Annotated in this window: 19 protein-coding genes and 1 pseudogene; 9 read left to right on the plus strand and 11 right to left on the minus strand. The window is 72.4% G+C overall.

What is annotated here, in order from left to right; all coding sequences use genetic code 11:
* Positions 1-27 precede the first annotated feature (27 nt).
* Entirely contained in the window at positions 28-1,209 is a 1,182-nt protein-coding gene (locus AB5J54_RS36385) for a 4-hydroxybenzoate 3-monooxygenase (protein ID WP_369148197.1), read from the plus strand.
* Between the two features lie 68 nt (positions 1,210-1,277).
* Here the strand turns inward: AB5J54_RS36385 and AB5J54_RS36390 are convergent, their stop codons facing one another.
* The 4 genes from AB5J54_RS36390 to AB5J54_RS36405 are packed head-to-tail and all read right to left on the minus strand — an operon-like array spanning position 1,278 to position 5,091.
* A complete protein-coding gene (locus AB5J54_RS36390) occupies positions 1,278-1,733 on the minus strand; it encodes a MaoC family dehydratase (RefSeq protein ID WP_369148198.1) in 456 nt (151 codons plus the stop codon).
* Positions 1,734-1,764: 31 nt separating this feature from the next.
* Positions 1,765-3,285 (minus strand): long-chain fatty acid--CoA ligase, encoded by a 1,521-nt coding sequence (locus tag AB5J54_RS36395; protein ID WP_369148199.1) that lies wholly within the window; start codon positions 3,283-3,285, stop codon positions 1,765-1,767.
* 10 nt (positions 3,286-3,295) lie between these two features.
* The gene (locus AB5J54_RS36400; protein ID WP_369149572.1) at positions 3,296-4,165 is read right to left on the minus strand and encodes an amidohydrolase family protein; all 870 of its coding nucleotides are present in this window, start codon (positions 4,163-4,165) and stop codon (positions 3,296-3,298) included.
* A 14-nt stretch (positions 4,166-4,179) separates the two neighbouring features.
* The gene (locus AB5J54_RS36405) at positions 4,180-5,091 is read right to left on the minus strand and encodes an SDR family NAD(P)-dependent oxidoreductase (protein WP_369148200.1); all 912 of its coding nucleotides are present in this window, start codon (positions 5,089-5,091) and stop codon (positions 4,180-4,182) included.
* A 157-nt stretch (positions 5,092-5,248) separates the two neighbouring features.
* On the opposite strand from AB5J54_RS36405, the gene AB5J54_RS36410 reads away from it, so the two are divergent.
* The 5 genes and pseudogenes from AB5J54_RS36410 (at position 5,249) to AB5J54_RS36430 (ending at position 9,753) form a co-directional block, all read left to right on the plus strand.
* Positions 5,249-6,106: a PaaX family transcriptional regulator C-terminal domain-containing protein gene (locus AB5J54_RS36410; RefSeq protein WP_369148201.1), complete on the plus strand. Its 858-nt coding sequence runs from the start codon at positions 5,249-5,251 to the stop codon at positions 6,104-6,106.
* 128 nt (positions 6,107-6,234) lie between these two features.
* Positions 6,235-7,626 (plus strand): NAD(P)/FAD-dependent oxidoreductase, encoded by a 1,392-nt coding sequence (locus AB5J54_RS36415; protein WP_369148202.1) that lies wholly within the window; start codon positions 6,235-6,237, stop codon positions 7,624-7,626.
* A 92-nt stretch (positions 7,627-7,718) separates the two neighbouring features.
* Entirely contained in the window at positions 7,719-8,984 is a 1,266-nt protein-coding gene (locus AB5J54_RS36420; protein ID WP_369148203.1) for an MFS transporter, read from the plus strand.
* Positions 8,985-9,170: 186 nt separating this feature from the next.
* Positions 9,171-9,269 (plus strand): annotated as a pseudogene (locus AB5J54_RS36425) (carboxylesterase family protein); the annotation flags it as partial.
* Positions 9,270-9,429: 160 nt separating this feature from the next.
* Positions 9,430-9,753, plus strand: a complete 324-nt coding sequence (locus AB5J54_RS36430; RefSeq protein ID WP_369149633.1) for a hypothetical protein — start codon at positions 9,430-9,432, stop codon at positions 9,751-9,753.
* Positions 9,754-9,861: 108 nt separating this feature from the next.
* On the opposite strand, the gene AB5J54_RS36435 is transcribed toward AB5J54_RS36430, so the two are convergent.
* Complete coding sequence (locus AB5J54_RS36435; RefSeq protein ID WP_369148204.1) at positions 9,862-11,199, minus strand: hypothetical protein; 1,338 nt, start codon at positions 11,197-11,199, stop codon at positions 9,862-9,864.
* A 59-nt stretch (positions 11,200-11,258) separates the two neighbouring features.
* The gene (locus AB5J54_RS36440; protein WP_369148205.1) at positions 11,259-14,990 is read right to left on the minus strand and encodes a choice-of-anchor D domain-containing protein; all 3,732 of its coding nucleotides are present in this window, start codon (positions 14,988-14,990) and stop codon (positions 11,259-11,261) included.
* Between the two features lie 524 nt (positions 14,991-15,514).
* Between AB5J54_RS36440 and AB5J54_RS36445 the strand changes: the two genes are divergently transcribed.
* Complete coding sequence (locus tag AB5J54_RS36445; protein WP_369148206.1) at positions 15,515-16,915, plus strand: polysaccharide lyase 6 family protein; 1,401 nt, start codon at positions 15,515-15,517, stop codon at positions 16,913-16,915.
* A 14-nt stretch (positions 16,916-16,929) separates the two neighbouring features.
* On the opposite strand, the gene AB5J54_RS36450 is transcribed toward AB5J54_RS36445, so the two are convergent.
* A complete protein-coding gene (locus AB5J54_RS36450; protein ID WP_369148207.1) occupies positions 16,930-17,280 on the minus strand; it encodes a DoxX family protein in 351 nt (116 codons plus the stop codon).
* Positions 17,281-17,341: 61 nt separating this feature from the next.
* Here AB5J54_RS36450 and AB5J54_RS36455 point away from each other — a divergent pair, with 61 nt between their 5' ends.
* Positions 17,342-18,241 (plus strand): LysR family transcriptional regulator, encoded by a 900-nt coding sequence (locus tag AB5J54_RS36455; protein ID WP_369148208.1) that lies wholly within the window; start codon positions 17,342-17,344, stop codon positions 18,239-18,241.
* 47 nt (positions 18,242-18,288) lie between these two features.
* Positions 18,289-18,999 (plus strand): hypothetical protein, encoded by a 711-nt coding sequence (locus AB5J54_RS36460; RefSeq protein WP_369148209.1) that lies wholly within the window; start codon positions 18,289-18,291, stop codon positions 18,997-18,999.
* 14 nt (positions 19,000-19,013) lie between these two features.
* Here the strand turns inward: AB5J54_RS36460 and AB5J54_RS36465 are convergent, their stop codons facing one another.
* From AB5J54_RS36465 to AB5J54_RS36480, 4 genes are all read right to left on the minus strand, one after another.
* Positions 19,014-20,417: a GH1 family beta-glucosidase gene (locus AB5J54_RS36465; protein WP_369148210.1), complete on the minus strand. Its 1,404-nt coding sequence runs from the start codon at positions 20,415-20,417 to the stop codon at positions 19,014-19,016.
* 57 nt (positions 20,418-20,474) lie between these two features.
* A complete protein-coding gene (locus tag AB5J54_RS36470) occupies positions 20,475-21,341 on the minus strand; it encodes a carbohydrate ABC transporter permease (RefSeq protein ID WP_369148211.1) in 867 nt (288 codons plus the stop codon).
* A complete protein-coding gene (locus tag AB5J54_RS36475) occupies positions 21,338-22,177 on the minus strand; it encodes a carbohydrate ABC transporter permease (protein WP_369149573.1) in 840 nt (279 codons plus the stop codon). The genes AB5J54_RS36470 and AB5J54_RS36475 overlap by 4 nt, the downstream gene beginning before the upstream one ends.
* A 208-nt stretch (positions 22,178-22,385) precedes the next feature.
* On the minus strand, positions 22,386-23,690 hold the full coding sequence (locus AB5J54_RS36480; protein WP_369148212.1) for an extracellular solute-binding protein: 1,305 nt from the start codon (positions 23,688-23,690) through the stop codon (positions 22,386-22,388).
* Positions 23,691-23,855: the final 165 nt, after the last annotated feature.

Genomic DNA, 23,855 nt, shown 5'->3' on the forward strand with positions numbered 1-23,855 from the left:
CCCATCCGACCACTCCTGGAGCCACCCATGCCCCGCACCACCACCGTCGGCATCATCGGAGCCGGCCCCGCCGGCCTCCTCCTCTCCCACCTGCTCCACCAGCAGGGCATCGACAGCGTCGTCCTCGAACTCCGCGACCGTGCGTACGTCGAGCGCCGCCAGCGCGCCGGCATCCTCGAACAGGACACCGTCGACGTCCTGCGGGCCTCCGGCGCCGGTGCCCGGATGGACCGCCAGGGCCTGGAGCACCACGGCATCGAGCTCCGCTTCGACCGCCGCTCCCACCGCATCGACTTCCCGTCCCTGACCGGCGGCCGCTCCGTCATGGTCTACGCCCAGACCGAGGTCGTGAAGGACCTCATCGCCCTGCGGATCAAGGACGGCGGCACCGTCCTCTTCGAGGCCGAGGCCCTCTCCGTGGACGGCGCCGACACCGACCGGCCCACCGTCCGCTACCGCCACGAGGGCGCGGAGGACACCCTGGAGTGCGCGTACGTCGTCGCCTGCGACGGCTTCCACGGCATCGGCCGCCGCTCCCTCCCCGAGGACCTCCTCAAGGTCGTCGAGCGGACGTACCCCTTCTCCTGGCTCGGCATCCTCGCCGACGTCCCGCCCTCCTGCGACGAGCTGATCTACGCCCACCACGAGCGCGGCTTCGCTCTGCACAGCATGCGCTCGCCCCAGGTCAGCCGCCTCTACCTCCAGGTGGACCCCGACGACAGCGTCGACAACTGGTCCGACGAGCGGATCTGGGACGAACTCGACGCCCGCTTCGCCGTCGACGGCGAGTGGACGCTCCGGCGCGGGCCGATCACCGAGAAGAGCATCACCCCGATGCGCAGCTTCGTCGCCGAACCCCTGCGCCACGGCCGCCTGTTCCTCGCCGGCGACGCCGCCCACATCGTGCCGCCCACCGGCGCCAAGGGCCTCAACCTCGCCGTCGCCGACGTCACCCTGCTCGCCCAGGCCCTCACCCGCCACCACACGCGGGGCGACGAGTCGGCGATCGACGCCTACTCGGAGACCGCGCTGCGCCGGATCTGGCGGGCCGAGCACTTCTCGTACACGATGACCACCCTGCTCCACGCCGACCCCACCGAGTCCGCCTTCGACCGCGCGCTGCGCCTCTCGCACCTGCGCTACCTCGCCGGCTCCGAGGCCGCGTCGGCCTCCCTCGCCGAGAACTACGTGGGATTCAGGACGAACTGACGGATCGTCGATACGCGAAAGGGGGGCGGCTGCATCGAGCAGCCGCCCCCCTTCCGCGTACGGGCGGGTCAGGCGAAGAAGCGGTACACCGCCTGCGCGACGCACGCCGGCTTGGCGACGCCGTCGATCTCCACGGTCAGGTCCACGACGACCTCGACCCCGCCCTTGACGTCCTCCACGGACACCACGCGGCCGTGCGTGCGGATCTTCGAGCCGACGCGCACGGGAGAGGGGAAACGCACCTTGTTCAGGCCGTAGTTGACGGCCATCGACACGCCCTCGACCTGGAGCAGCTCGCTCCACATCGGGATGAGCAGCGAGAGCGTGAGGTAGCCGTGGGCGATGGTGCCGCCGAAGGGGCCCGCGGCGGCGCGCTCGGGGTCGACGTGGATCCACTGGTGGTCGTCGGTGGCGTCGGCGAAGGTGTCGACGCGGGGCTGGGCGATCTCGACCCAGGAGCTGTGGCCGAGGTCGGCTCCGGCCTGGGCCTTGATCTCGTCGATGCCGTGGACGGTGAGAGCCATGGTGGTACTCCTCAAGAGGGAAAGGGGGTCTTCAGGATTCGGTGCCGTAGCGGGCCCGGATGGGGGCCTTGAGCAGCTTTCCGGCGGCGTTGCGGGGGAGTTCGGGAGCGAGGACGACGCTCCGCGGGATCTTGTAGCGGGCGAGCCGGCCCTCCAGATGGGCGATCAGCTCGCCCTCGGTGACGGTCGTCCCGGCGCGCGTCACGACGACGGCTCGCCCCACCTCGCCCCAGCGGGCGTCGGGCACGCCGATGACGGCCGCCTCCGCGACGTCCGGGTGCCCGAGCAGGGCGTCCTCGACCTCGGCCGGATAGATGTTCTCGCCGCCCGAGATGATCATGTCCTTGAGGCGGTCGACGAGCCGTACGTAGCCGTCCTCGTCGACCGTGGCCACGTCGCCCGACCGGAAGCGCCCCCCGTCGCGGAAGGCCGCGGCGGTCGCTTCCGGCAGGTTCCAGTAGCCCGGGGTGACGTTCGGCCCCGCGACGACGATCTCGCCCTTCTCGCCGGGCGCCGCCTCCTCGCCGGACGGCAGCAGCACCCGTACGTCGGTGAAGAAGTGCGGGACGCCCGCCGAGCCGGCCCGGCTCAGCGAGTCCGCCCGGTCCAGGATGAGGGCGCCCGGCGAGGTCTCCGTCATGCCGTACCCCTGGACGAAGGCGAGGCCCCGGTCGAGATAGGCGGAGGCGGTGCGGCTCGGCACCGGGGCGCCGCCGCACAGCAGGGTGCGCAGACGGGTCAGGTCCGCGTCCGCCCAGCCGGGAGCCGCCGCCATCGCGTCGTACATCGTCGGCACGCCGAACATGCAGGTCACGTGGTGGTCTTCGATCAGACGGAGGGTGCGGTCCGGGTCGAAGGAGGACTCCAGGAGGACGGTGCCGCCCTTCAGCAGGGTCGGGAGGCAGCTCATGTTGAGCGCCGCCGTGTGGAAGAGCGGCGCCGAGACCAGGGCCACCTCGTCACCGGCGATGTCGGTGTCCACGAGGACGTTGAGACTGTTCCAGACGATGTTGCCGTGGGTGAGGACGGCGCCCTTGGAGCGGCCCGTGGTGCCCGAGGTGTACATGATGAGGCAGACGTCCTCGTGCCCCACCTCCTCGTCGACCGGCTCCGCCGGGGCGGCGGCGAGCAGCTCCTCGTACGGAGCCCCCGGCCCGCCGTCCACGGCGAGGAGGGTGGCGAGGGCCGCACCTTCCGCGAGCTCCGTCACCCGCGCGGCCGACTGCCCGGCGTGCACGAGGACCTCGCTGCCCGAGTCGGTCAGCTGATGCAGCAACTCCGGTACGGCGAGCCGGGTGTTGAGCGGGACGAACACCGCCCCGAGCAGCCCGGTCGCGAAGAGCGTCTCCAGATGGGCCGGATGGTTGGGGCCGAGATACGCCACCCGGTCCCCGCGCTCGACCCCGGCGCCCCGCAGGGCGTGGGCCAACCGGGTGCAGCGGTCGTGGAGTTCGGCGTAGTCGATCGCCCGGCCCTCGTGCAGCAGGGCGGTGCGCCGGGGCGATCTGCGGTTGCGGCGGGCGGGCCAGGAGCCGATGCCCTGGTTGCGCATGGGGTACCCCTCAGCGTCCGGTGAGACCGAGCAGCGCGGCCGCGTTCTCCTTGAGGATCTTCGGACGGACCTCGTCCTTGATCGGGAGCTCCGCGAAGTCCGCCAGCCAGCGGTCCGGGGCGAGCAGCGGGAAGTCGGAGCCGAACAGCACCTTGTCCTTCAGGAGGCTGTTGGCGTACCGGACCAGCTGCGGCGGAAAGTACTTCGGCGACCAGCCCGACAGGTCGATGTACACCTGCGGCTTGTGGGTGGCCACCGCGAGCGCCTCGTCCTGCCAGGGGAAGGAGGGGTGCGCGAGGACGATCTTCATGCCGGGGAAGTCGGCGGCGACGTCGTCCACGTCCATCGGGTTCGAGTACTTGAGCCGGATGCCCCCGCCGCCGGGAGCGCCCGCGCCGATGCCCGTCTGCCCGGTGTGGAAGACCGCGATCGCGCCGGCCTCCTCGATCGCCTCGTACAGCGGGTAGGCCATCCGGTCGTTGGGGTGGAAGGCCTGGATGTTCGGGTGGAACTTGAAGCCCCTGACCCCGAACTCCTCGACGAGCCGCCGGATCTGACGGACCGCCGCCTTGCCCTTGTACGGGTCGACACCGGCGAACGGGATGATCACGTCCGGGTTCTTCAGCGCCGCCTCGGCGATCTCCTCGTTCGGCACCGGCGGGGTGCCGGTCGCGGACTCCGCGTCCACCGTGAACACCACACAGGCCATCCGCCGCTCGCGGTAGTACGTGGCGATCTCCGGCAGCGTGGGGTGGCGGTGCTCCGCCTTGAAGTACGCGCCCGCGGCGGCGTCGAGCTCGGCGGAGAGCGAGGCCCCGCCCTTCTCCGACACCTCGGCGTGGGTGTGCATGTCGATCGCGACGAGTTCGTCGGGGTTCAGCACGGCACGCTCCTTCACAGCTGCGGCGCAGGGATGCCGAAGGTCTCGGGGGTGCGGCCGACGGTCACCGGCCAGGCGGCCGCGATCGCCTCGGCGCTCCAGCCCCCGTCGGCGTACGCCACCGACACCTCCTGCGGGTGCGACCACAGCGAGAGCTTGTCGCCGCCGATGCCGACGCACTGTCCGGTCACCCCGGCGGCCGCGTCCGAGGCGAGGAAGGTCACCAGACCGGCGACGTCCTCGGGCGTGCCGAAGCCCTCGCCCTTGCGCAGGCTGTCCGGGAACGCGACGCCGTCCCGCTCCAGGGCCTCGACGTGCGGGGCGAAGACGGGGATCGTCTTCGTCATCGCGGTCGCGGCGACCGGGATGACGGCGTTCGCGGTGATGCCGGCCTTCGCCAGCTCCATGCCCCAGGTGCGGACCATGGCGGCGATCCCGGCCTTGGCGGCGGCGTAGTTGGTCTGTCCGAAGTTGCCGCGCTGTCCGGCGGGGGAGCCGGCGACGACGATCCGGCCGCCCTCGCCCTGGGCGCGCATCCGCTCGACGGCGGCGCGGACGCAGGTGAACGTGCCGCGCAGATGCACCTCGACGACGGTGTCGAAGTCCTCGTCCGTCATCTTCCACAGCACGCGGTCCCGCAGGACGCCGGCGTTGGTGACCATGACGTCGAGCCGGCCGTACGTGTCGACGGCGCGGGCGACGAGGGCCTCGGCGGCCTCGGCGGAGCCGACGGGCACCACCTCGGCGACGGCCTGTCCGCCGTCGGCGGTGATCAGGCGCACGGCCTCGACGGCGGCGTCGGTGTCGACGTCGTTGATCACCACAGAGGCGCCGGCGGCGGCGAGCGAGCGGGCATAGGCGAGGCCGAGTCCGCGGCCGCTGCCGGTGACGACGGCGACCTTGCCGGAGAGATCCACATGGGTCATGAACGGGGGTCCTTTCCCGTGAAGCGCGGTGCGGGGTGCGGGGATTCGCGACCGGTCACACACCGTCGAGCGAACAAGTTAGGCACTCTCGTGTCGGCCGTCAATGAATTGCCGAATGTTGGGGGCGTGTTCCCGTGAGCCGCCCTACGCTGTCCCCGTGACACAGCCCGCCCCGACCACAGAGACCGGACCCGCCGCCGAACCCGGCTCTCCGCCCCGCCCCCAGTCCCTGATGCTGACCTTCTTCGGCATCCACGTCCTCGGCACCGGAACCGCCCTGTCCTCGGCGAGCGTGATCGACGCCTTCGCCCGGGTCGACGTCGGCGAGGACGCCGTCCGCTCCACGCTGACCCGCATGGTCGCCCGCGGACTGCTCGAACGGCACCGGCGCGGCCGCAGGATGTACTTCTCGCTCACGCCCCGCGCCGCCGAGGTCCTCGCCGACGGTCAGGAACGGATCCACCGCACCGGCGCCGTCAACCGCGCCTGGGACGGCACCTGGACCCTGGTCGGCTTCTCGCTGCCCGAGTCCTGGCGCAGCGAACGCCACGACCTGCGCTCACGGCTCGTCTGGGCGGGCTTCGGCCCGCTGCAGAGCGGCCTCTGGGTGGCCCCCGGCCGGGTGGACGTCGCCCCCATCGCGGCCGAGCTCGGGCTGGGGGACCGTATCAGGGCCTTCCACGGCGAGGCCGCCGCACCGACCGAGGCCGGCCCCCTGCTCCGTACCGCCTTCGACGTCGACGCGATCGCCGACGGCTACCGCGCCTTCCTGGCCCGCTGGGGCGCGGACACCGCCTCCGGCGAGGCGCGCGACGACCTCGGCAGGCTGCTCCTGCTCCACACCGACTGGCTCGACCTGGTCCGCCGGGACCCGCACCTGCCCGCCGAGCACCTGCCGGCCGACTGGCCCGCCGAGTCCGCCGAGACCCTCTTCCGCGAGCTCTCCGCCCACTACGAGCCGGGAGCCCGGCGGATCGCGGAGGAGATCCTGGACCGCTGGGAACCGGAGGTGTGACGAGCGGGGCGCCCCGCCCGGGGGGCTTACGTCAACACCATTGACCTTGTTGTGCGCGGCGGAGTCTCATGGGCGGCACTTCGGAGACTCCCCGCGCCGGGCGTCTCCGCGACCCCGAAGGAACACCCATGGACCACCTCAGCTCGCTCCGGGACGCCGCCCCCACCCCCTTCTGGCTCGACGACCCCCGCCGGCCGCGGCCCGCCCCGGCCCTCGTCGGCGGCACCACCTGCGACCTCCTCGTGGTCGGCGGCGGCTACACCGGCCTGTGGACCGCCCTCAACGCCAAGGAACGCGACCCCTCCGCCGACGTCGTGCTCGTCGAGGCGGACGAGGTCGGAGGCGCCGCCTCCGGCCGCAACGGCGGGTTCTGCGAGGCCAGCCTCACCCACGGCCTGGCGAACGGCCTCCAGCGCTGGCCCCAGGAGATCGGCCGCCTGGAACGCCTCGGCCGCGAGAACCTCCAGGGCATCGAGGACGCCATCCGGCGGTACGGCATCGACTGCGACTGGGAGCGCACCGGCTCCCTCGTCGTCGCCACCGAGCCCTACCAGCTCGAAGGCCTCGCCGAGGAGGCCGAGGCCGCCGCCCGCCACGGGGGCAAGCCCCTCCTCCTCGACGGCGACGCGGTCCGCGCCGAGATCGACTCGCCCACCTTCCTCGGCGGCGTCTGGAACCGGGACGACGTCGCCATGGTCAACCCGGCCCGGCTCGCCTGGGGACTCAAGCAGGCCTGCCTCGACCTCGGCGTCCGCATCCACGAACACACCCCCGCGACCTCGCTCGAGGAACACGGCGCCGTCGTCGGCGTCGGCACCCCCTACGGCCGGATCACCGCCCGCCGCGTCGCCCTCGCCACCAACGCCTACCCGTCCCTGCTCCGCCGCCACCGCCCGTACACCGTCCCCGTCTACGACTACGCCCTGATGACCGAGCCGCTCACCGACGAGCAGCTCGCCTCCGTCGGCTGGACCCGCCGCCAGGGCTTCGCGGACTGCGCCAACCAGTTCCACTACGTCCGGCTCTCCGCCGACAACCGCATCCTGTGGGGCGGTTACGACGCGATCTACCACGGCGGCCCGGTCCGCGCCGAGCACGACCGCAGGCCCGCGACCTACGCGACTCTCGCCGACCACTTCTTCACCACGTTTCCGCAGCTGGAAGGGGTTCGCTTCAGTCACGCCTGGGGCGGAGCCATTGACACCAGCACCCGTTTCTGCGTTTTCTTTGACACGAGTCACCACGGCAAGGTCGCCTACGCCGCCGGATACACCGGCCTCGGCGTCGGCGCCACGCGCTTCGGCGCCGACGTGCTCCTCGACCTGCTCGCGGGCGAGCGCACCGAGCGCACCGAGCTGGAACTCGTACGCCGCAAGCCGCTGCCCTTCCCGCCCGAGCCCGTCCGCTCGATCGGCATCGGCATCACCAAGTGGTCCATGGCGCGCGCCGACCGGAACGAGGGCCACCGCAACCTCTGGCTGCGCACCCTCGACCGCTTCGGCCTCGGCTTCGACAGCTGACCCGCACCCCCTCGCCCCCCGCACCGTCCTTCCCGCGCACGCATGACCCGCCGCACAGCCCGCCTCCCGGGGCGGCGGCCGAGGAGAACCACATGAACGCATCCGAAGTCCGCCCGGCCCAACCGGCGGAGTCGGAGCCGCAGGCCACCGGCCCGCTCGCCGGCCGAGGCGACCTGCTGCGCCTGATGCCCCTGCTGACGGTGGCCAACGCCGCCATGTTCATGGTCTACATGGGCATCGGCGCGGTTCTCCTGCCGGTCCAGGTGGAACTCGTCGACCCGGCGGACAAGGTCGCCAACTTCGGTCTCGTCTCCGGCGTCGCCGCCATCTTCGCGACCCTCTTCAACCCGCTGGCCGGGCTCCTCTCGGACCGCTCGGGCCGGCGCAACCCCTGGATTCTGTGCGGCGGTCTCGCCGCCCTCGGCGCGCTCGCCCTCCTCGGCGCCGCCCGCACGGTCCTCCTGGTCACCATCGGCTGGTGCCTCGTCCAGGCGATGATGAACATCTACCAGGCCGCCCTGACCGCCGTCGTCCCCGACCGCGTCCCCGTCGAACGCCGCGGCCTGGCCTCCGCGATGGTCGGCATCGGCACCCCCATCGGCTCCGCCGTCGGCATCTCCACCGCCGCCCTGTTCGTCCCCGGCGACATCGCCCTCGGCTACCTCGTGTTCGGCGCGGTCATCGCCGGCGCGGCCGCCCTCTTCACCGCCGTGGTCCGCGAGCGGAAACGTCCCGCGGTCGAAGCGGTGCCGCTGCGCGGGCAACTGGCCGCCTTCGCGGACACCCTGAGGTCGGCAGACTTCCGCTGGGTCTTCATCGGCCGCTTCCTGATGATGCTCGGCTTCTTCTCCGTCTCCCTCTTCCAGATGTACATCCTCCAGGACCACATCAAGCTCCCCGCGGGGCTCGACCCGACCGAGGCCGTGGCCTTCATCGCCCCGATCGACGCCGGCGTCACCCTGCTCGCCACCGTCCTCGGCGGACTGCTCTCCGACCGCATGGGCCGCCGCAAGCCCCTGGTCGGTCTCTCCTGCGCCCTGTGCGGCATCGCGATGCTCGTGCCGGTCGTCAAGCCGGACTGGACCGGCATGCTGGTCTTCACGGTCATCATGGGCCTCGCCTTCGGCTGCTACATGGCCGTGGACACCGCCCTCGTCACCCTGGTCCTGCCCAGCGCGGGCGACGCGGCCCGCGACATGGGCGTCCTCAACATCGCCAACGCGGGCCCGCAGATCCTCGCCCCGTTCCTGGCCTCCCTGCTCGTCGGCACGATCGGCTACGACGGTCTGTACATCACGGCCGCCCTGATCACGCTGGTCGGCGCGGCGGCGGTCATCCCGATCAAGTCGGTCCGCTGACACGCGACGGCGTACGGGCCGACGGCGCAGCGGCGTCCGTTCGCGGAGGTCACGACGATTCCGGAGCCGTCGATCCCGGGTGCCGGGGTGCTGAACCTGAACGTGTCCACGCCGGAGGCGGACCCGCATCTGGAGGGCGCGCCCGACAATCGGGGGGTGCGGGACTGGATAGCGGCCCTGGAGTGGGTGCGGGACAACATCGCCGCCTTCGGCGGCGACCCCGCCAAGGTCACCGTCGCCGGCCAGTCGGCGGGCGGCGGCGCCGTGCAGACCCTGCTCGCCGTCCCCTCGGCGCAGGGACTCTTCCGGGGCGCGCTCTCCGTCTCCGGTGCCGTCATGCGGCCCCAGGGCAGGGACCTCGCCGAGACGGTGTCGGTGCTCTTCACCGCCCGTACCGGCGTCCCGGCCACCGTCGCCGCCCTGCGCGGCGATGTTCAGGGCGCCGGTGACGGAGATCGCCGAGGCCCGCGCCCGGGCCGGCCGTCCGACCTGGCTGTACCGGTTCGACTGGGAGGCCACGGCGCCGGGGTACGAAGGCCTGGCCCACCACTGCGTGGACCTCCCCTTCGCCTTCGACCTCCTCGACGCCCCCGGAGTCACCGAGGCCCTCGGCGAACACCCGCCCCAGGCCCTCGCCGATGCCGTGCACGCGGCCTGGGTGCGGTTCGTACGCGACCTCGACCCGGGCCCGTCCTGGCCGCGGTACACCGCGGCCACCCGCGCGACCCGCATCTGGGCCGCCGAGCCCACCGTCGCCCACGACGGCTGACGTTCCGCCAGGGAGGGCAGGAGGAGCACCGCGCCGGCCCCGCTCGCGGACCGATCCTTCGGGTCGGCGAGGCCGCCCTCGCGGGCACCGGCGCCGCCCCGCCGACGCTCAGGGGTGGGTGAACACCCCGACCATGCGGGTGTCCGGGTTGCTGCTCATCCCGACGATCGCGCCCCCGTCGGCGCGGTTCACGCGCGCGTGCGCGCCCGCGTAGCCCTCGTCGGTGAGGAAGAACCCCAGCGCCGCGACCCAGTCGTCCACGGAGCCGGTCGCCGGGTCGTACACGGGCTCGGGGTGCGGCACGACCCGCTCCTGCGCCACATGTCCACCGCGCTCGACGGCGAGGTCCAGGGCCTTGCCCCACTCGGCGTCCGTGCACTCCCAGCCGACGAACGTGTCCAGACCGCCGTATCCCGCCCCGGGCTTGAGGATGAGGCGCTCCCGCCGTTCCCGGCAGAGCTCGATCAGCTCGCCGGGACCGGAGGCGCGCAGCGCCCGGCTCCACGGCAGGACCCGTTCGACCAGGGCCCGCTCGGCGGCGTCGAAGGCATCGGCCCAGCGCGGGTCGGAGAGTAGGGCGAGGGCGCCCTTGTGGGAGTAGAGACCGCTCTCGAGGGACGTGAACAGCACGGTCCTGCCCGCCTCGTGGGCACGGAAGAACGGCTCCGCCACCTCCGGTCCCTCCGGATCGTCGAGCAGCTGGCTCGCCGCGAAGTTCCGGAGCACGAGATCCAGCGGCGTGCCGTCCAGGGTGAGTTTTCCGTCGGCACGCGCGCGTACGTCGCCGATCTCGCCGATCCTGAGGTCGAGGCCCTGCTCGGCCATCGCCTCCCGGGTGGCGCGCATCAGCGCTCCGTACGGGCCGACACCGCCGCGCCCCTCGATGAGGCCGATCACCGGTTCCGCCGAGCCGGACAGCGCGGGACGGGCCCGGTCGCGCAGGACGGCGGCCATCCGGGCGGCGATGTCCACATGGCCGAGGCCGTGCTCGCGCGCGAAGCCGGCGAACTCGGGGACCCGCAGCAGCGCCTGGTTGAAGACGTCCATGTCGAGACCGCCGACCTCGCTGCCGAGGTTGAGCTCCAGGAGCTTGAACCCGGTGCCGTCGTGGTACGCGTCGGCGCGCCCCAGCCGGGCGGGGACGCCCGACCCGGCCCGGCGGAGCAGCGCCACGAGGGCCGGTTCGAACCCGAGCTCCGCCGCGTACCGCTCGACGTCCCCGTCGAAGAGCCGCTCGGGCAGCGACAGGAGGAGGCCGAAGAGGCCCTCCAGGTCCCGGGCGAACGCGGCCGTCTCCGAGGCCCGGACGAACCAGGGCCGGGGCAGCAGGTGCGGGCGCCAGGCCGCCTCGAAGGCGGGGGGCAGTTCGGCCCGGGCGACGGCCGTCGCGAGCCCGCCCTCCTCCCGCAGGCACGCGTCCACGTACGTCCGGCTCAGTTCGGTCATCTGTCTCGCTCGCTTCCCTGGAAGAGATCGGGCGTGCTCCGAAGGGCGAGCAGGGTACCTCAGTACCCGATCCGTACTCCCGTGACCGCGTGACGGTCTGTCAATCCGCCGGTGGCCCCGCCGAATCCGACCAGGACGTTCCTGGGGAGCGTCACCGCCACGTCGATGACCTGGGTGCCGTCGACGAGGACGACGAGACGGCCGGCGGAGGTCACGTTGACGTCGATGACATGGCTGCCGGTACGCAGCGCGGGGACGGCCGTCGAGGTGGCCGCGTACTGGAGGCTCGTGCCCGTGCCGCCGGTGGCGACCCCCACGAAGTTCGACGACGGCTCCCCGGTGTTGCGGAACGTGTCCAGGGCGACCGCCACTCCGCTCAGTCCGCTGAAGCCGAGACCGCCGCCCCCGCCGCCGAGTGCGGTGGGCGTCGTACGGCTCGCGTCCAGGAGCATCAGCGCGAGCCCGTCGGCGCCCGTGCCGCCGGAGAGGGTGGCGGTGAAGCGGGCCCTCAGCCGGGCGGAGGGCACGGCGGTGGCCTGGATCGCCGAGCCCTTCAGGTACGCCTGGGCCGGTGTCAGGACGAGGCTCGTGCCCGACAGCGCGGCGCTGCCGTTGTACGTCCATCCGTTGGGGCCCGGCGGCGGTACGGCGTACGAGGCGGCGGTGATCGACGCGCCCCGCACCGCGTGGATGTCGGTGATGCTGCCCGTCCCGCCGGTGAAGGCGAGGAGCGCGGTCGGGGTGAGCGAGGCGACGGTGGTCCGCAGCCGCTGGGTCCCGTCCACGGACAGCGTGATGGTCTTGCCGGTGACGGTGACGGACACCGTGTGGGTCCCCGACCGCAGGTCGGGCACGCTCGACGTCGTCGACGCGTAGGTGAGGGACGAGCCGCTGCCCCCGGTGGCGATGCCGACGAAGTTGGCCGAGGGATCGCCCGGGCTCTTGAAGGTGTCGAAGGCGACGGCCGTCCCCGGAAGGCCGACGTAGCCGAGGCCGCCGCCGACGCCACCCAGCGCGGACGGTGTGGTCCTCGCCGGGTCCAGGAGGGAGAACGTCATGCCGTCGGCGCCGGTGCCGCCGCCGATGACCGTGGTGAACGAGGCCTTCAGACCGTCGGTCAGCACCGGCACGGGCCAGACCGCCGAACCCCGCTGGGAGGGGCTCGCCTGGGTGAGCTGCAGGTCGTTGCCGGAGATCCGCGCGGAACCGTTCAGCTTCCAGCCGCCCGCACCGGGCGTGGGCACGGTGACCGTGGTCCCGGCCGTGCCGGTGCCGGTCAGCGCCTCGTTGTGCGGGCCGCTCCCGTCGTCGGCGGTCAGCTCGTACGCGGCCGTCACGGCGCCGAGGGACGTGGGGGAGAAGGTGACGGCCTGGTGGACGACGTCCTCCGGGCCGAGGACCTGGCCCTCGCTGATCGGATTGGTGACCTGGAACGGAGCCGCCGGAGGCTTCGCCTTGGTGATGGTGAGGGGGATGTTGCCGGTGTTGCTGATGTCGAAGGTCTTCGTCACGGACTCGCCGACCCTCACCTGCCCGAAGTCCGTCGAGGTGGGCGTGATGGTGAGCTGCGCCCGGCCGGTCACGGCGGTGCCGCTCAGGGCGACCGACACGGTGCCGTTCGTCCCCGTGACGGCGAGCGTCCCCGAATCCTGGCCGGCGGCCGACGGCGCGTACGCCACCTGCACGGTGACGGACTGCCTCGGCGGGACGACCGTGCCCGCGGCGGGCAGGTCGGAGGCGGTGAAGGGGCCGGCGGGCGGGGAGACCGAGGAGATCGTCTCGCCGGCCGTCCCCGTGTTGGTGAACGTCACGCCGAGCGTCTTACGGGTCGTCGTGGCCACCGTGCCGAAGTCGAGGGAGGCCGGGGACGCGACGAGCCCGGGCCGGGTCCCGTACCCGGTGAGGCCGAGCGCGCTCGTGCCCAGGTCGGTGGCGAAGGTCAGGGCGGAGGTGTCGGGACCGGGCGCGGTCGGCGAGAACGTCACCTGGACGGTGAGGGTCTCGCCGGCCCGCAGCGTGCGCGGCAGCCCCGCGGAGGACGCCGAGAACGCGCTGCCCGCCGGCGTGCTCACCCCGTTGACCGTCACGTCCCGCGTGGCCGTCACGGTGGCCGTCGCCGTCCCCGTCGACCCCACCGCGACCTCACCGGCGTCCACGGGCTCACCCGTGAGGGCCGCGTTGGCGGGACGGCCGAAGGCCATCACGTGCCCGTCCCGCGTCCCCACGTAGATCCGCCCGCCGTCGGTGGCCGGCACCGAGAACTTCGAGGCGGTGCCGATCGGCGCCGACCAGCGCAGCCGCATCGCCCCGTTCACGGGCACGGCGTCGTACGCGCGCAGCTGTCCGTTGGCGCCGTTCGCCCCGTCCGACGCGACCGCCCACACGAGGGCGGAACCCGGGTTCGTCCCGGTGGACGTCACCACCGGAGAACCGGAGGTGTAGCCGAACGTCTGCGCGCTGCTGCCCGTGTTGGTGAGCACCGGCGCACCCGAGGCGGTGAGCCCGTACGCGAACGCCCGCAGCGGCCCCCGGGAGCCGATGGTGTACACGTAACCGCCCTGCCCGCCGTACACCGCGGGATGCCCCCAGACGCCCTCGTACGGACCGAACGTGCCGAGCACCTTGTCGGTGCCGCCGGGGCCCTGGCTCCGCCCGCCGAGATCGTCCCGGTTCAGCAGGAACAGGCGTCCGTCCTTGCCGATCTGGACGAGCAGCCGCGGATACTGGCCGGTCCCGAAGGCCGGCTCCGGGAGGGCCACCGGGCCGCCCGAGCCGAGGTCGGTGTCGTTCTGGTCGAGCAGCGGCGCGTTGGAGGGGCTGAAGAAGTCCTGTGCGGACATCGTGCCGTCGCTGTTCACCCCGAGCCGCACCACCGACTCCGCGAGCTGGCCAGGCGGCCGGTTGCCGGGACCCGGCGCGGGGGAGACCCCGTTGCCCGTCGAGAACAGGATCCGGCCCGGACCGTCGGAGACCAGACCGCCGCCGCTCATCCACACCCCCGCCATGCCGTTCGCGGAGGAGTCCTCGGTGGCCCACAGGGTCGTCTTCCGCGTCGACGTGTTCACGCCCATGACGTAGCCGACGTACGGCCCCCGGTCGCAGTGCGAGGCGAACGCCGCGTACACCGAACCGCCCATCAGCAGCAGTCCGGGCCGCTGACCGGCGGTGTACGGGTTGAACGCCCGGCCCGGGTCGTTCACCGGCGCGCCCGTCACCTTCACGGGCCAGCCCGAGCGTTCGGCGCCGGTCGCCGGATCGAGCGCGTGCACGTACCAGTTGGGGTGCTGGACGTCCGGACCGTCGTTCACCTTGGCGGTGAGGTACACGGCGTTGCTCGCCGGGTCGTACACCGGCGTCGAGGTGACCCCGATGTTCGGCACCAGGTCGCCGCAGGTGATCGCGGAGGCGGGCCAGGGGGCGCCGAAGTCCTTCGTCCAGCCGATGGCGCCGGTGGCCGCGTCGATGCCGTACACCTTGTTGTTCTCGGTGGCCGCGACGAGGGTGCGCCCCACGACCAGCGGCTGCGCGTAGACCTGGCCGTCGACGCTGGTGGAGAACTGCTGCCCGAAGTCGGAGCTCGACACCTGGTCGGGGGCGAGACCCGGCTCGTCCCGGTCCCAGCCGGTCCGCAGATTGTCCTGGGAGATCGTCGTCTGGTCGGCGGCGGCGACGGAGGAGGGAGCGGTGGGGTCCGGGGCGGGGACGGCGGTCCCGGCGGCCGCCCCGCCCAGCAGTCCCGCCGTCAGGGACATCGTCAGAAGTCGGGCGATCACCTTGAGTCGGCCGGCCATCTCTCCCCCATCACGTGACACACGAGGACGAAGACCGGGGTGCTCCGCCGGCCTCATCGTGTACGGGTCTGCGCGCGCGAACGCCATGATGTCGGGTTCGGCCCCTCCGGGTCCACCCGATCGGGGGCGCGCGAACAGCCGTTCGCGCCGGTCGTCCGGCCCGCCGGGCGTTAGCGGAACGTGAGCGAGACGTGAGCGGTGCACGGCAGGGTGTGCGTGTCGGCAGGCCAGGGCGGGGTGACCGCCCGTCCTGCACGCCCGCCGACGCGTTCCGAGGAACAGACCGGAACGAGCGGGACCGTGGCGGCGCCGTGGCGGCCGCCGTCCTGACGGGGGTGCCGTCGTGGGGGCGGCACCGGGCAGGACGATTCGACGCCGCCGCGGAGGCGGCGTCGGAGCCGGCCCCGACCGGCCGGGACCCGGTGCGGGCCGTGGGGGCCCGCACCGGGTCCCGGCGCCCCGGCGGCCCGTGCCACCTGGTCACAGGACACAGACGACGACTCCACCTTCCTCCAGGAGGCATCATGCGACGACGTACCTTCCTCAAGGGCTCCCTGCTCGGCGCGGCGGCGGCCGCCGTCCCCCTCGGCGCCTCGGCCGCCGAGCCGGCACCGGTCACCTCCCTCGGCGCGCTCCAGACCGCGATCGACCGGGCGGTCCCCGGAGACAGGATCGTCCTCGCCGACGGCACCTACACCGTCCCCTCGGGCGGGGCGATCGACGTCTCGGGGCGCAGCGGCATCACGATCGTCTCGCAGACCCGCGGCGGCGCCGTCCTGCGCGGTGAGCGCAGCTTCGTCCTCGACGGTGCGAGCGCCGTCACCATCAGCGGCTTCGCGCTCCGGCAGAGCGGCACCCTGGAGATCCCGGCCGACAGCACGGGCATCCGGCTGACCCGCAACGACATCCGGTTCGCGGACGTGGACGGCCTCGACTGGGTCCTGGTGGAGGGCGACGACGCCAAGATCGACCGGAACCACTTCCACGACCGGACCACGCAGGGCATCTTCGTCGTCGTCGACGGTCCCGGCACGACCGCCGTGGCGCAGCGCCTCCACATCTTCAAGAACCACTTCTCCCAGCACCTCTACACGGGCGCCAACGGCGGCGAGTCGATCCGTCTCGGCGTCAGCAGCCGGGCCCTGTCCACCGCGTCCGCGGTCGTCGAGTACAACCTGTTCGAGCGCTGCGACGGCGACCCCGAGGCCATCTCGGTGAAGTCCTCCGGCAACACGATCCGGTACAACACGATCCGCGACAGCCAGGGCGGCATCGTGCTGCGCCACGGCAACGGCTCCACCGTCGAGGGCAACTGGCTGCTCGGCGGCAAGGAGGGCATCCGCCTCTACGGCAACGACCACCTGGTCGTGAACAACCACCTCGCCGGCCTCACCGGCCGGGCGCTCGTGATCGGCAGCGGCACCACGCGCGACCACCACGAGGGGGAGAGCACCGAGGAGCGGCGCGGCAACGACGCCTGCGACCGTGCGGTGATCGTGCACAACACCCTGCGCGCCAACAAGAGTTCGCTGTCGGGCGAGACCCGCACCTACGAGCCGCGGGACGTGACCGTCGCCGACAACCTCATCGTCGGGGACAGCGGCAGCCTCGTCGCGATGGGCGCGACGACCGGCTTCACCTGGCAGAGCAACATCCTCTGGGGCACGGCGGCCAACGGCACCATCCCCGCGGGCGGTTACACCCGCGTGGACCCCCGTCTGACGCAGTCCACGGACGGCGTGTACCGGCTCGCGGCCAACAGCCCCGCGATCGGCGCGGCGACCCTCGCGACCATCTCGGTCCCGGAGGACATCGACGGCCACGCGCGAGGCACCACGCGCGACATCGGCTCCGACGAGTACGCGACCCTGGCCCCGGTCCGCCGCCCCCTCACCTCCACGGACGTGGGCCCCAACGCCTCCTGACCGCACGCCGCTCGCTACGGCGCGACGGCCAGGGCGAGGGAGCCGGTGGCCAGGGCCAGGAAGGTCACCGGGAACGCGAGGTTGTGGAAGACGCGGGCCCGGACGTGGACGGCCACCGCGCCGACGAAGAACAGCACGAGCCCGGCTCCGGCGGCGATGCCGACGGGCCGGGCGCCCAGCAGGCCGACCAGGAGCCCGGCGGCGCCCGCGGCCTTCAGGGCCGCGAGCGGGGGGATCCAGCCCACGGGCACGCCCACCTCCGCCGAGTTGGCGAGGACGAAGCGGGCCCGTGCGAGGTCCGCGGCGGCGATCCCGGCGTTGGCCAGGACGGTGACGAGGGTGACCGAGAGGTACGTGGGGGACATGGATCCCAGCCTCGTCGCGTGCCGTCTTGGCGTCCAATACCCGCATCCATAACGTGGCGGCATGGATGTGGACACCCGGCTCCTGCGGTACTTCGTCGCCGTCGCGGAGGAAGGCAGCCTGACGCGGGCCGCGGAGCGGCTCTACGTCTCGCAGCCCGCGCTCACCAAGCAGATCAAGCACCTGGAAGCGCTGCTCGGGGCACGGCTGTTCACCCGGTCCAAGGCCGGTATGGCGCTCACCGGGCCGGGCCGGGTGCTCGCCGAGCGGGCGTCCGGACTGCTCGCCTCCTGGAGCCGTACGGTCCAGGAGGTGAAGACCGCCGTGGGCCGGGAGGAGCGCGTGCTGCGCGTCGGCTACCTGGCGAGCGCCGCCAACGAGGCCACGCGCCCCATCGTCGAGGAGTTCGCCCGCCGCAGGCCCGACTGGCGGGTGGCGATGCGGCAGGCCGCCTGGTCCGACCCCACCGCCGGGATCGCCGCCGGCGACGTCGACGTCGCCCTCGTACGGCTTCCGTTCCCCGGCGAGGAGGGCCTTCGGGTGGACGTCCTCTTCAGCGAGCCCCGCTGGGTCGCCCTGCCCGTCGACCACCGGCTCGCCGGCCGCGCGACGATCCCCTTCACGGAGCTCCTGGACGAGCCGTTCGTCGCCGCCCCCGACGAGACCGGCGCCTGGCGCGACTTCTGGCTCGCGACCGACGCGCGCGACGGCCGTCCCGTCCGCATCGGAGCCGTGGTCGACCAGCCCGACGACTGGCTCGGCGCGATCGACCAGGGCCACGGCATCGCCCTCGCCCCGGAGTCGGCCGCACGCTTCTACGCCCGCCCGGGCATCGTCTACCGGCCCGTCAGCGGCATCGCACCGACCCGGGTCGGTGTCGCCCGCACGGCCGCCGCCGACACCGATCCCGCCGTACGGGACTTCGTCCGCTGCTGTACGCACATCAGGGACCTGCACGTATGATCACCCCGACCATGATCAACATCGCGATTGCCCGGGGGAATCAGCACGTGAACAGGGTGAGGACAGCCGTCGCCGCGGTCGTACTGGCAACCGCGGTGGCGGGCTGCGGCTCCGGAGACCCGGCGGACGCCGAACGACCGCAGGACAAGCCGTCGACGGCTCCGGCCACCGGGGGCCCCGAGCGGCCGGCGGCGCAGAAGCTCGCCGCCGACCCCGGCACCCGCTACACCACCGTCGCCGTGCCCACCATGGAAGGCCTCGTCTGCGACGAGGGCGACGGCGGCTTCCACTTCGGCAGCGACCTCGACATGACGGTCACCGGCGACGACGGCCTGAAGGAGATCGAGGACGACGGCCAGGAGGTCGCCGACGAGGTGTCCTGCTTCGGCAGCCCCCGCAACGTCCTCCGCAAGGGCACCATGTCGGCCTCCGCGCCCACCTTCACCGCCCGTACCCACCTGTACGAGAACGTGCCGGACCCCACCGGCTCCCTCGACCGGATCTTCGACGCGTCCATGAATCTGGCCAAGGACTACGGCCGCAACCTCACCGGCGCCCCGAAGACCGTCACCAGCAGCAGCCTCGTCGTGAAGTGCCGGCAGAACGTCACCGACACCTTCCCCATGACGACCTGCCTCTGGGCGAACTACGGGGCGGCCGGAGTCCTCGACTTCTTCCCGTTCGACGACCAGCACATCCCCGTCGACTCGGCCGCGAGGCTCACCCAGGACTTCGTCGCGGGCGCCCTGAAGAAGTAGGCGTCCGGGCGGTCTCAGACCTCCCCGAGACCGCCCCGGGCGATCACCTCCGCGTACCAGCGGGCGCTGTCCTTCAGGGTCCGCCGCTGCGACGCGAAGTCCACGTGGACGATCCCGAACCGCTTGCTGTAGCCGTACGCCCACTCGAAGTTGTCGAGCAGCGACCACAGGAAGTAACCCCGCACATCGGCGCCGTCCGCGAGCGCCCGGTGCACCGCCGCCAGGTGCGCGCGCAGATACGCCACCCGCTCCGGGTCCTTCACGTTCCCCGACGGGTCGGCGTAGTCGTCGTACGCCGCCCCGTTCTCGGTGATGACCAGCGGCACGCCCGGCAGTTCGTCCCGCAGCCGGACCAGGAGCTCGTACAGTCCGTCCGCGTCCACCGGCCAGTCCATGGCGGTGCGCGGCCCGGGCACCGGCTCGAACCGTACGTGCCGCTCGGCGCCCGCCCACGGCGAGGGCGACTCCGAGATGCCCGCCGCGACGACCGCCGGGGAGTAGTAGTTGATGCCCAGGGAGTCGATCGGCGCGGCCGCCGTCGCTAGGTCGCCGTCCCGGACGAACGACCAGTCCGTGACGGACGCCGTGTCCCGGACCAGGTCCTCGGGGAGCCGGCCGTGGAAGACCGGATCGAGGAAGATCCGGTTGCCGACGGCATCGATCCGGCGGGCGGCGTCCACGTCCTCCGGGGATGGCGAACATGCCCGTACGGCATGGAGGTTGAGGGTCAGGGACACCTCCGCCGAACCCGGCAGCGCACCGCGCAGCGCCCGCGCCGCGAGTCCGTGCGCCAGGTTCAGATGGTGCGCGGCGCGCAGCGCGGCGAGATCGCTCGTCCGGCCCGGGGCGTGCACGCCCTGCCCGTAGCCGAGGAAGGCCGCGCACCAGGGCTCGTTGAGCGTGGTCCAGGTCGCGACCCGGTCACCGAGGGCCTCCGCCGTGATCCCCGCGTACTCGGCGAAGCGGTACGCGGTCTCCCGGTGCGGCCAGCCGCCCGCGTCCTCCAACTCCTGCGGCAGGTCCCAGTGGTAGAGCGTCGCCACCGGCCGGATGCCCGCCTCCAGGAGCGTGTCCGCGAGCCGCCGGTAGAAGTCCAGGCCCTTGCGGACGGCCGGGCCGCGCCCGGTGGGCTGGACCCGCGGCCAGGCGATCGAGAACCGGTAGTCGGTCACGCCGAGCCGCCGCATCAGGGCCACGTCCTCGTCGACCCGGTGGTAGTGGTCGGCGGCGATGTCACCGGTGTCGCCGTTGCGCACCTTGCCGGGCGTACGGCTGAAGGTGTCCCAGATGGACGGGGTGCGCCCGTCCTCGGCGGCGGCTCCCTCGATCTGGTACGCGGCCGTGGCCGTGCCCCAGCGGAAGCCTTCGGGGAAGCGGAGGACGGTGCTGAGGTCGGAATGGGCGTCGAGTGCGGTCATGGGACGGGAACTCCCTGGAGTGAGGGGCCGGTGAGGAGGAGAGGGTGGGGGCGGAGGTCAGCCCTTGACCGCGCCCTGCATGATCCCGCCGACGATCTGCCGGCCGAGGAGGCCGAAGACGAGCAGCACCGGCAGGGTCCCGAGCAGGGTGCCCGCCATGATCACGGACTGGTCGTGGACGTAGCCGCCGCCGAGCTGGCGCAGCGCGACCTGGACGGTCGGCTCGGAGGAGGAGAGCGCGACGACGGGCCAGAAGAAGTCGTTCCACGCGGCCATGAACGTCAGCAGACCGAGCACCGCCATGCCCGGCCGGGCGATCGGCACCACGATCGACCAGAAGATCCTGGCCGTGGACGCGCCGTCGACCCGGGCCGCCTCGATCAGCTCGTCCGGCAGCGACTGCACCAGGTACTGCCGCATGAAGAACACCCCGAACGCCGACACCAGACCCGGCAGGATCACCGACTGCAGCTGGTTCACCCAGCCGAGCTCGGCGATCAGCATGAACAGCGGGATCACCCCCAGCTGCGGCGGGATCATCATGGTCCCCACCGTGACCGCGAGGAGCGCGCCCCGCCCCCGGAAGCGGAGCTTGGCGAAGGCGAAGCCGGCGAGTGTGCAGCACAGGACGGTGCCGAGGGTGATCGACCCCGAGACGAGCAGCGAGTTGAGGAGTGCCTTGCCGATGTCGGCCTCTTCGAGGACGGCCTCGAAGTTGCGCATCAGATGCCGTCCCGGGAGCAGGGCCGGCGGGACCTTCGCCAGGTCGGCGTTGGAGCGGCTCGCCGCGACGATCGTCCAGTAGAAGGGGAAGGCGGAGAACAGTACGGCGACGATCAGGATCGTGTAGGCGAACGGCCCGGCGTGCAGGGTGCGGCCGGCCCGGGAGGGCCCGGACCGTGCCGGGCGGACCAGCGCGGTCATCGGCGGGCCTCCTTGCGGGAACGGCGGCGCGCGATCAGGGCGTTGAGCCCGACGAGCACCACGATGAGCAGGAACATCACCCAGGCGATGGCCGCGGCCCGCCCCAGGTGGAAGAAGCCCCAGCCCTGCTCGTACATGTAGAGGCCGAGCGTCTGGTACTGATGCGAGATGCCGCCCGAGATCGAGCCTTCGAGGAGCAGCGGCTCGCCGAACAGCTGGGTCGCGCCGATCGTGGAGACGACGACGGTGAAGAGGATGGTGGGCCGCAGCCCCGGCAGTGTGACGTGGAAGAACTGCCGCCACCGCGACGCCCCGTCCATCGCCGCCGCCTCGTACAGCTCGTCGGGGATGGACTGCATGCCCGCCAGGTAGATCAGCGCGTTGTAGCCGGTCCAGCGCCAGATGACGACCGTGGAGACCGCGATCTGCGAGGCGACGGTGTCGTTCTGCCAGTCGACCGGGTCGATGCCGACGAGGCCGAGCGCGTAGTTGATCAGCCCGAAGTCCCGGCCGAAGAGCTGGGCGAAGACGAGGGTGGCGGCGGCCACCGAGGTGGCGTACGGCAGCAGCACCGCCGTCCGCAGGAAGGTGCGGCCGCGCATCCGGTAGTTCAGCAGATGCGCGAGGCCGAGGGCCGTCACCAGCTGCGGCACGGTGGAGAGGACGCCGATGGTGAAGGTGTTCCGCAGCGCGACCCAGAAGTACTCGTCGCCGAGGAGTGCGGTGTAGTTGCCGAGGCCGCGCCACTCCATGTCGCCGGGAGCCTGGAGCTCGACCCGGTAGAGCGAGACGAAGGCCGTGTAGAGCAGCGGGAAGAGGCCGAAGGCGGCGAACAGGGTGAAGAACGGGGCGAGATAGGCGTACGGCGAGACCGTCCGCCAGGCCCGCCGGGCGGCCCCCGGGCGGGGCGGCGGGACGACACGCGGGGGAGCCGGCGCCTGAGGCGCGGTGAGGGTCACGATGCGGCCCTTCGAGGAGAGTACGGGGCAGGACGACGGGGGACGTGCCGGGGGGCTCCGCACGACGGAGCCCCGGCGGCGCACGTCAGCCGATGGTGTTCTCGACGCCCTTCTTCGCGTTCGACCAGGCCTTCTCGGGCGAGGTGCCCTTGCGCTCGACCTCGCTCAGCGCGTTGGTGATCTGCTGCGCGATGTTCTGGTCGTGCACGCCCAGCACCTGGACCGGCGCCGCCTTCGCCGCGTCGCCGAAGATCTTCCCGGTCGGGGCGCCGGAGAAGTACGCGTCCTTCGCGCCGGCGACCTTCTCGATCGCGCCGGTGGCCGAGGGGAAGTTGCCCTGCTTCTCGAAGAGCCGGGCCTGCTGCTCGGGCGCCGTGAGCCACTTGATCAGCTCGTACGCCTCCTTCTTGTGCTGCGCCGCACGGGGCACCGCCAGGTAGGAGCCGCCCCAGTTGCCCGCGCCGCCGGGGAGCGCGGCGACGTCCCACTTGCCCTTGCCGGCCTCACCGGCCTGGCCCTTGATGTAGCCGAGCATCCAGGCGGGGCAGGGGATCGTGGCGAACGAACCGGCGGCGAAGGCCTGGTTCCACTGCGGGGACCACTGGTCGAGCTTGGCGCTCAGACCGCCCTGGGCGGCCTCGACGGCGTGGTCCCAGGCGGTGCGCAGGGCGGGGTTGTCCTCCCAGATCAGCTTGCCGGAGGCGTCGTAGTACCGCTCCTTCTCCTGGCCGATCATGATCGAGTACAGGCTGCCGACGCTGTCGATCCAGGCGCTCCTGCCCGGGGCCTTGGCCTTGTACTGCTTCCCGAGCTCCAGGTAGCCGTCCCAGGTGGACCACTTCTTCGCCAGTTCCTCGCGGTCGGTCGGCAGCCCCGCCCGCTGGAACAGGTCCGTGCGGTAGCACAGGGCCTCCGGGCCGACGTCCGTGCCGAGTCCGAGGATCTCGCCGCCCCTGCCGGTGGCGGCGGCCCACTTGGCCGGGGCGAACTGGTCCTTGAGCGCGTCCGCCCCGTACTTCTTGAGGTCCTCGAACCGCTCGGCCTGCTGCTGGGTGACGGAGGCGATCCGGCCGACCTCGATGCCCTGCACGTCGGCGAGGCCGCCCCCGCCGGCGAGCCGGGTCTGGAGCGACTTCCAGTAGTCGGCCTCGTCCTCGGTGTCCGTCTGCTTGATCGTGACGCCGGGGTGCAGCTTCTCGTACTCGGCGTACAGCCCGGCCTCCTTGTATCCGAACGAGCCGAACAGGTCCACGGTGAGGGTGACGTCGCCCCCGGCGCCGTCCGCGGACGCGCCGTCCGTCGAACTTCCGCAGGCGGCGAGCAGTGCCCCGGTGAGCACGACCGCCCCCAGGCGGGCGGCGGTTCTCCTGGCGGCTCGGGCGATGGGCATGGGAAGCCTCCTTGGCTCCGGAACGAGCGAGAACGCTTGAGAGCGCTCTCACAGCTGCGGGGGGAGCGTGCCCGTGCAGGGGGCTGTCCGTCAAGACTCGAAGGCGTATCGGGCAGGAAAGGCGCTCAACTCCCGTCTGTGTTCAATCCATTGACACAGTCGTTT

The sequence above is a fragment of the Streptomyces sp. R44 genome (assembly GCF_041053105.1).
In the GTDB taxonomy this organism is placed as follows: domain Bacteria; phylum Actinomycetota; class Actinomycetes; order Streptomycetales; family Streptomycetaceae; genus Streptomyces.

Coding starts and splice junctions, on each gene's coding strand:
- AB5J54_RS36385 (WP_369148197.1), top strand. CDS start 28: ATGCCCCGCACCACCACCGTCGGCATCATCGGAGCCGGCCCCGCCGGC.
- AB5J54_RS36435 (WP_369148204.1), bottom strand. CDS start 11,199: ATGACCGAACTGAGCCGGACGTACGTGGACGCGTGCCTGCGGGAGGAG.
- AB5J54_RS36420 (WP_369148203.1), top strand. CDS start 7,719: ATGAACGCATCCGAAGTCCGCCCGGCCCAACCGGCGGAGTCGGAGCCG.
- AB5J54_RS36440 (WP_369148205.1), bottom strand. CDS start 14,990: ATGGCCGGCCGACTCAAGGTGATCGCCCGACTTCTGACGATGTCCCTG.
- AB5J54_RS36395 (WP_369148199.1), bottom strand. CDS start 3,285: ATGCGCAACCAGGGCATCGGCTCCTGGCCCGCCCGCCGCAACCGCAGA.
- AB5J54_RS36455 (WP_369148208.1), top strand. CDS start 17,342: ATGGATGTGGACACCCGGCTCCTGCGGTACTTCGTCGCCGTCGCGGAG.
- AB5J54_RS36405 (WP_369148200.1), bottom strand. CDS start 5,091: ATGACCCATGTGGATCTCTCCGGCAAGGTCGCCGTCGTCACCGGCAGC.
- AB5J54_RS36450 (WP_369148207.1), bottom strand. CDS start 17,280: ATGTCCCCCACGTACCTCTCGGTCACCCTCGTCACCGTCCTGGCCAAC.
- AB5J54_RS36480 (WP_369148212.1), bottom strand. CDS start 23,690: ATGCCCATCGCCCGAGCCGCCAGGAGAACCGCCGCCCGCCTGGGGGCG.
- AB5J54_RS36415 (WP_369148202.1), top strand. CDS start 6,235: ATGGACCACCTCAGCTCGCTCCGGGACGCCGCCCCCACCCCCTTCTGG.
- AB5J54_RS36470 (WP_369148211.1), bottom strand. CDS start 21,341: ATGACCGCGCTGGTCCGCCCGGCACGGTCCGGGCCCTCCCGGGCCGGC.
- AB5J54_RS36465 (WP_369148210.1), bottom strand. CDS start 20,417: ATGACCGCACTCGACGCCCATTCCGACCTCAGCACCGTCCTCCGCTTC.
- AB5J54_RS36445 (WP_369148206.1), top strand. CDS start 15,515: ATGCGACGACGTACCTTCCTCAAGGGCTCCCTGCTCGGCGCGGCGGCG.
- AB5J54_RS36390 (WP_369148198.1), bottom strand. CDS start 1,733: ATGGCTCTCACCGTCCACGGCATCGACGAGATCAAGGCCCAGGCCGGA.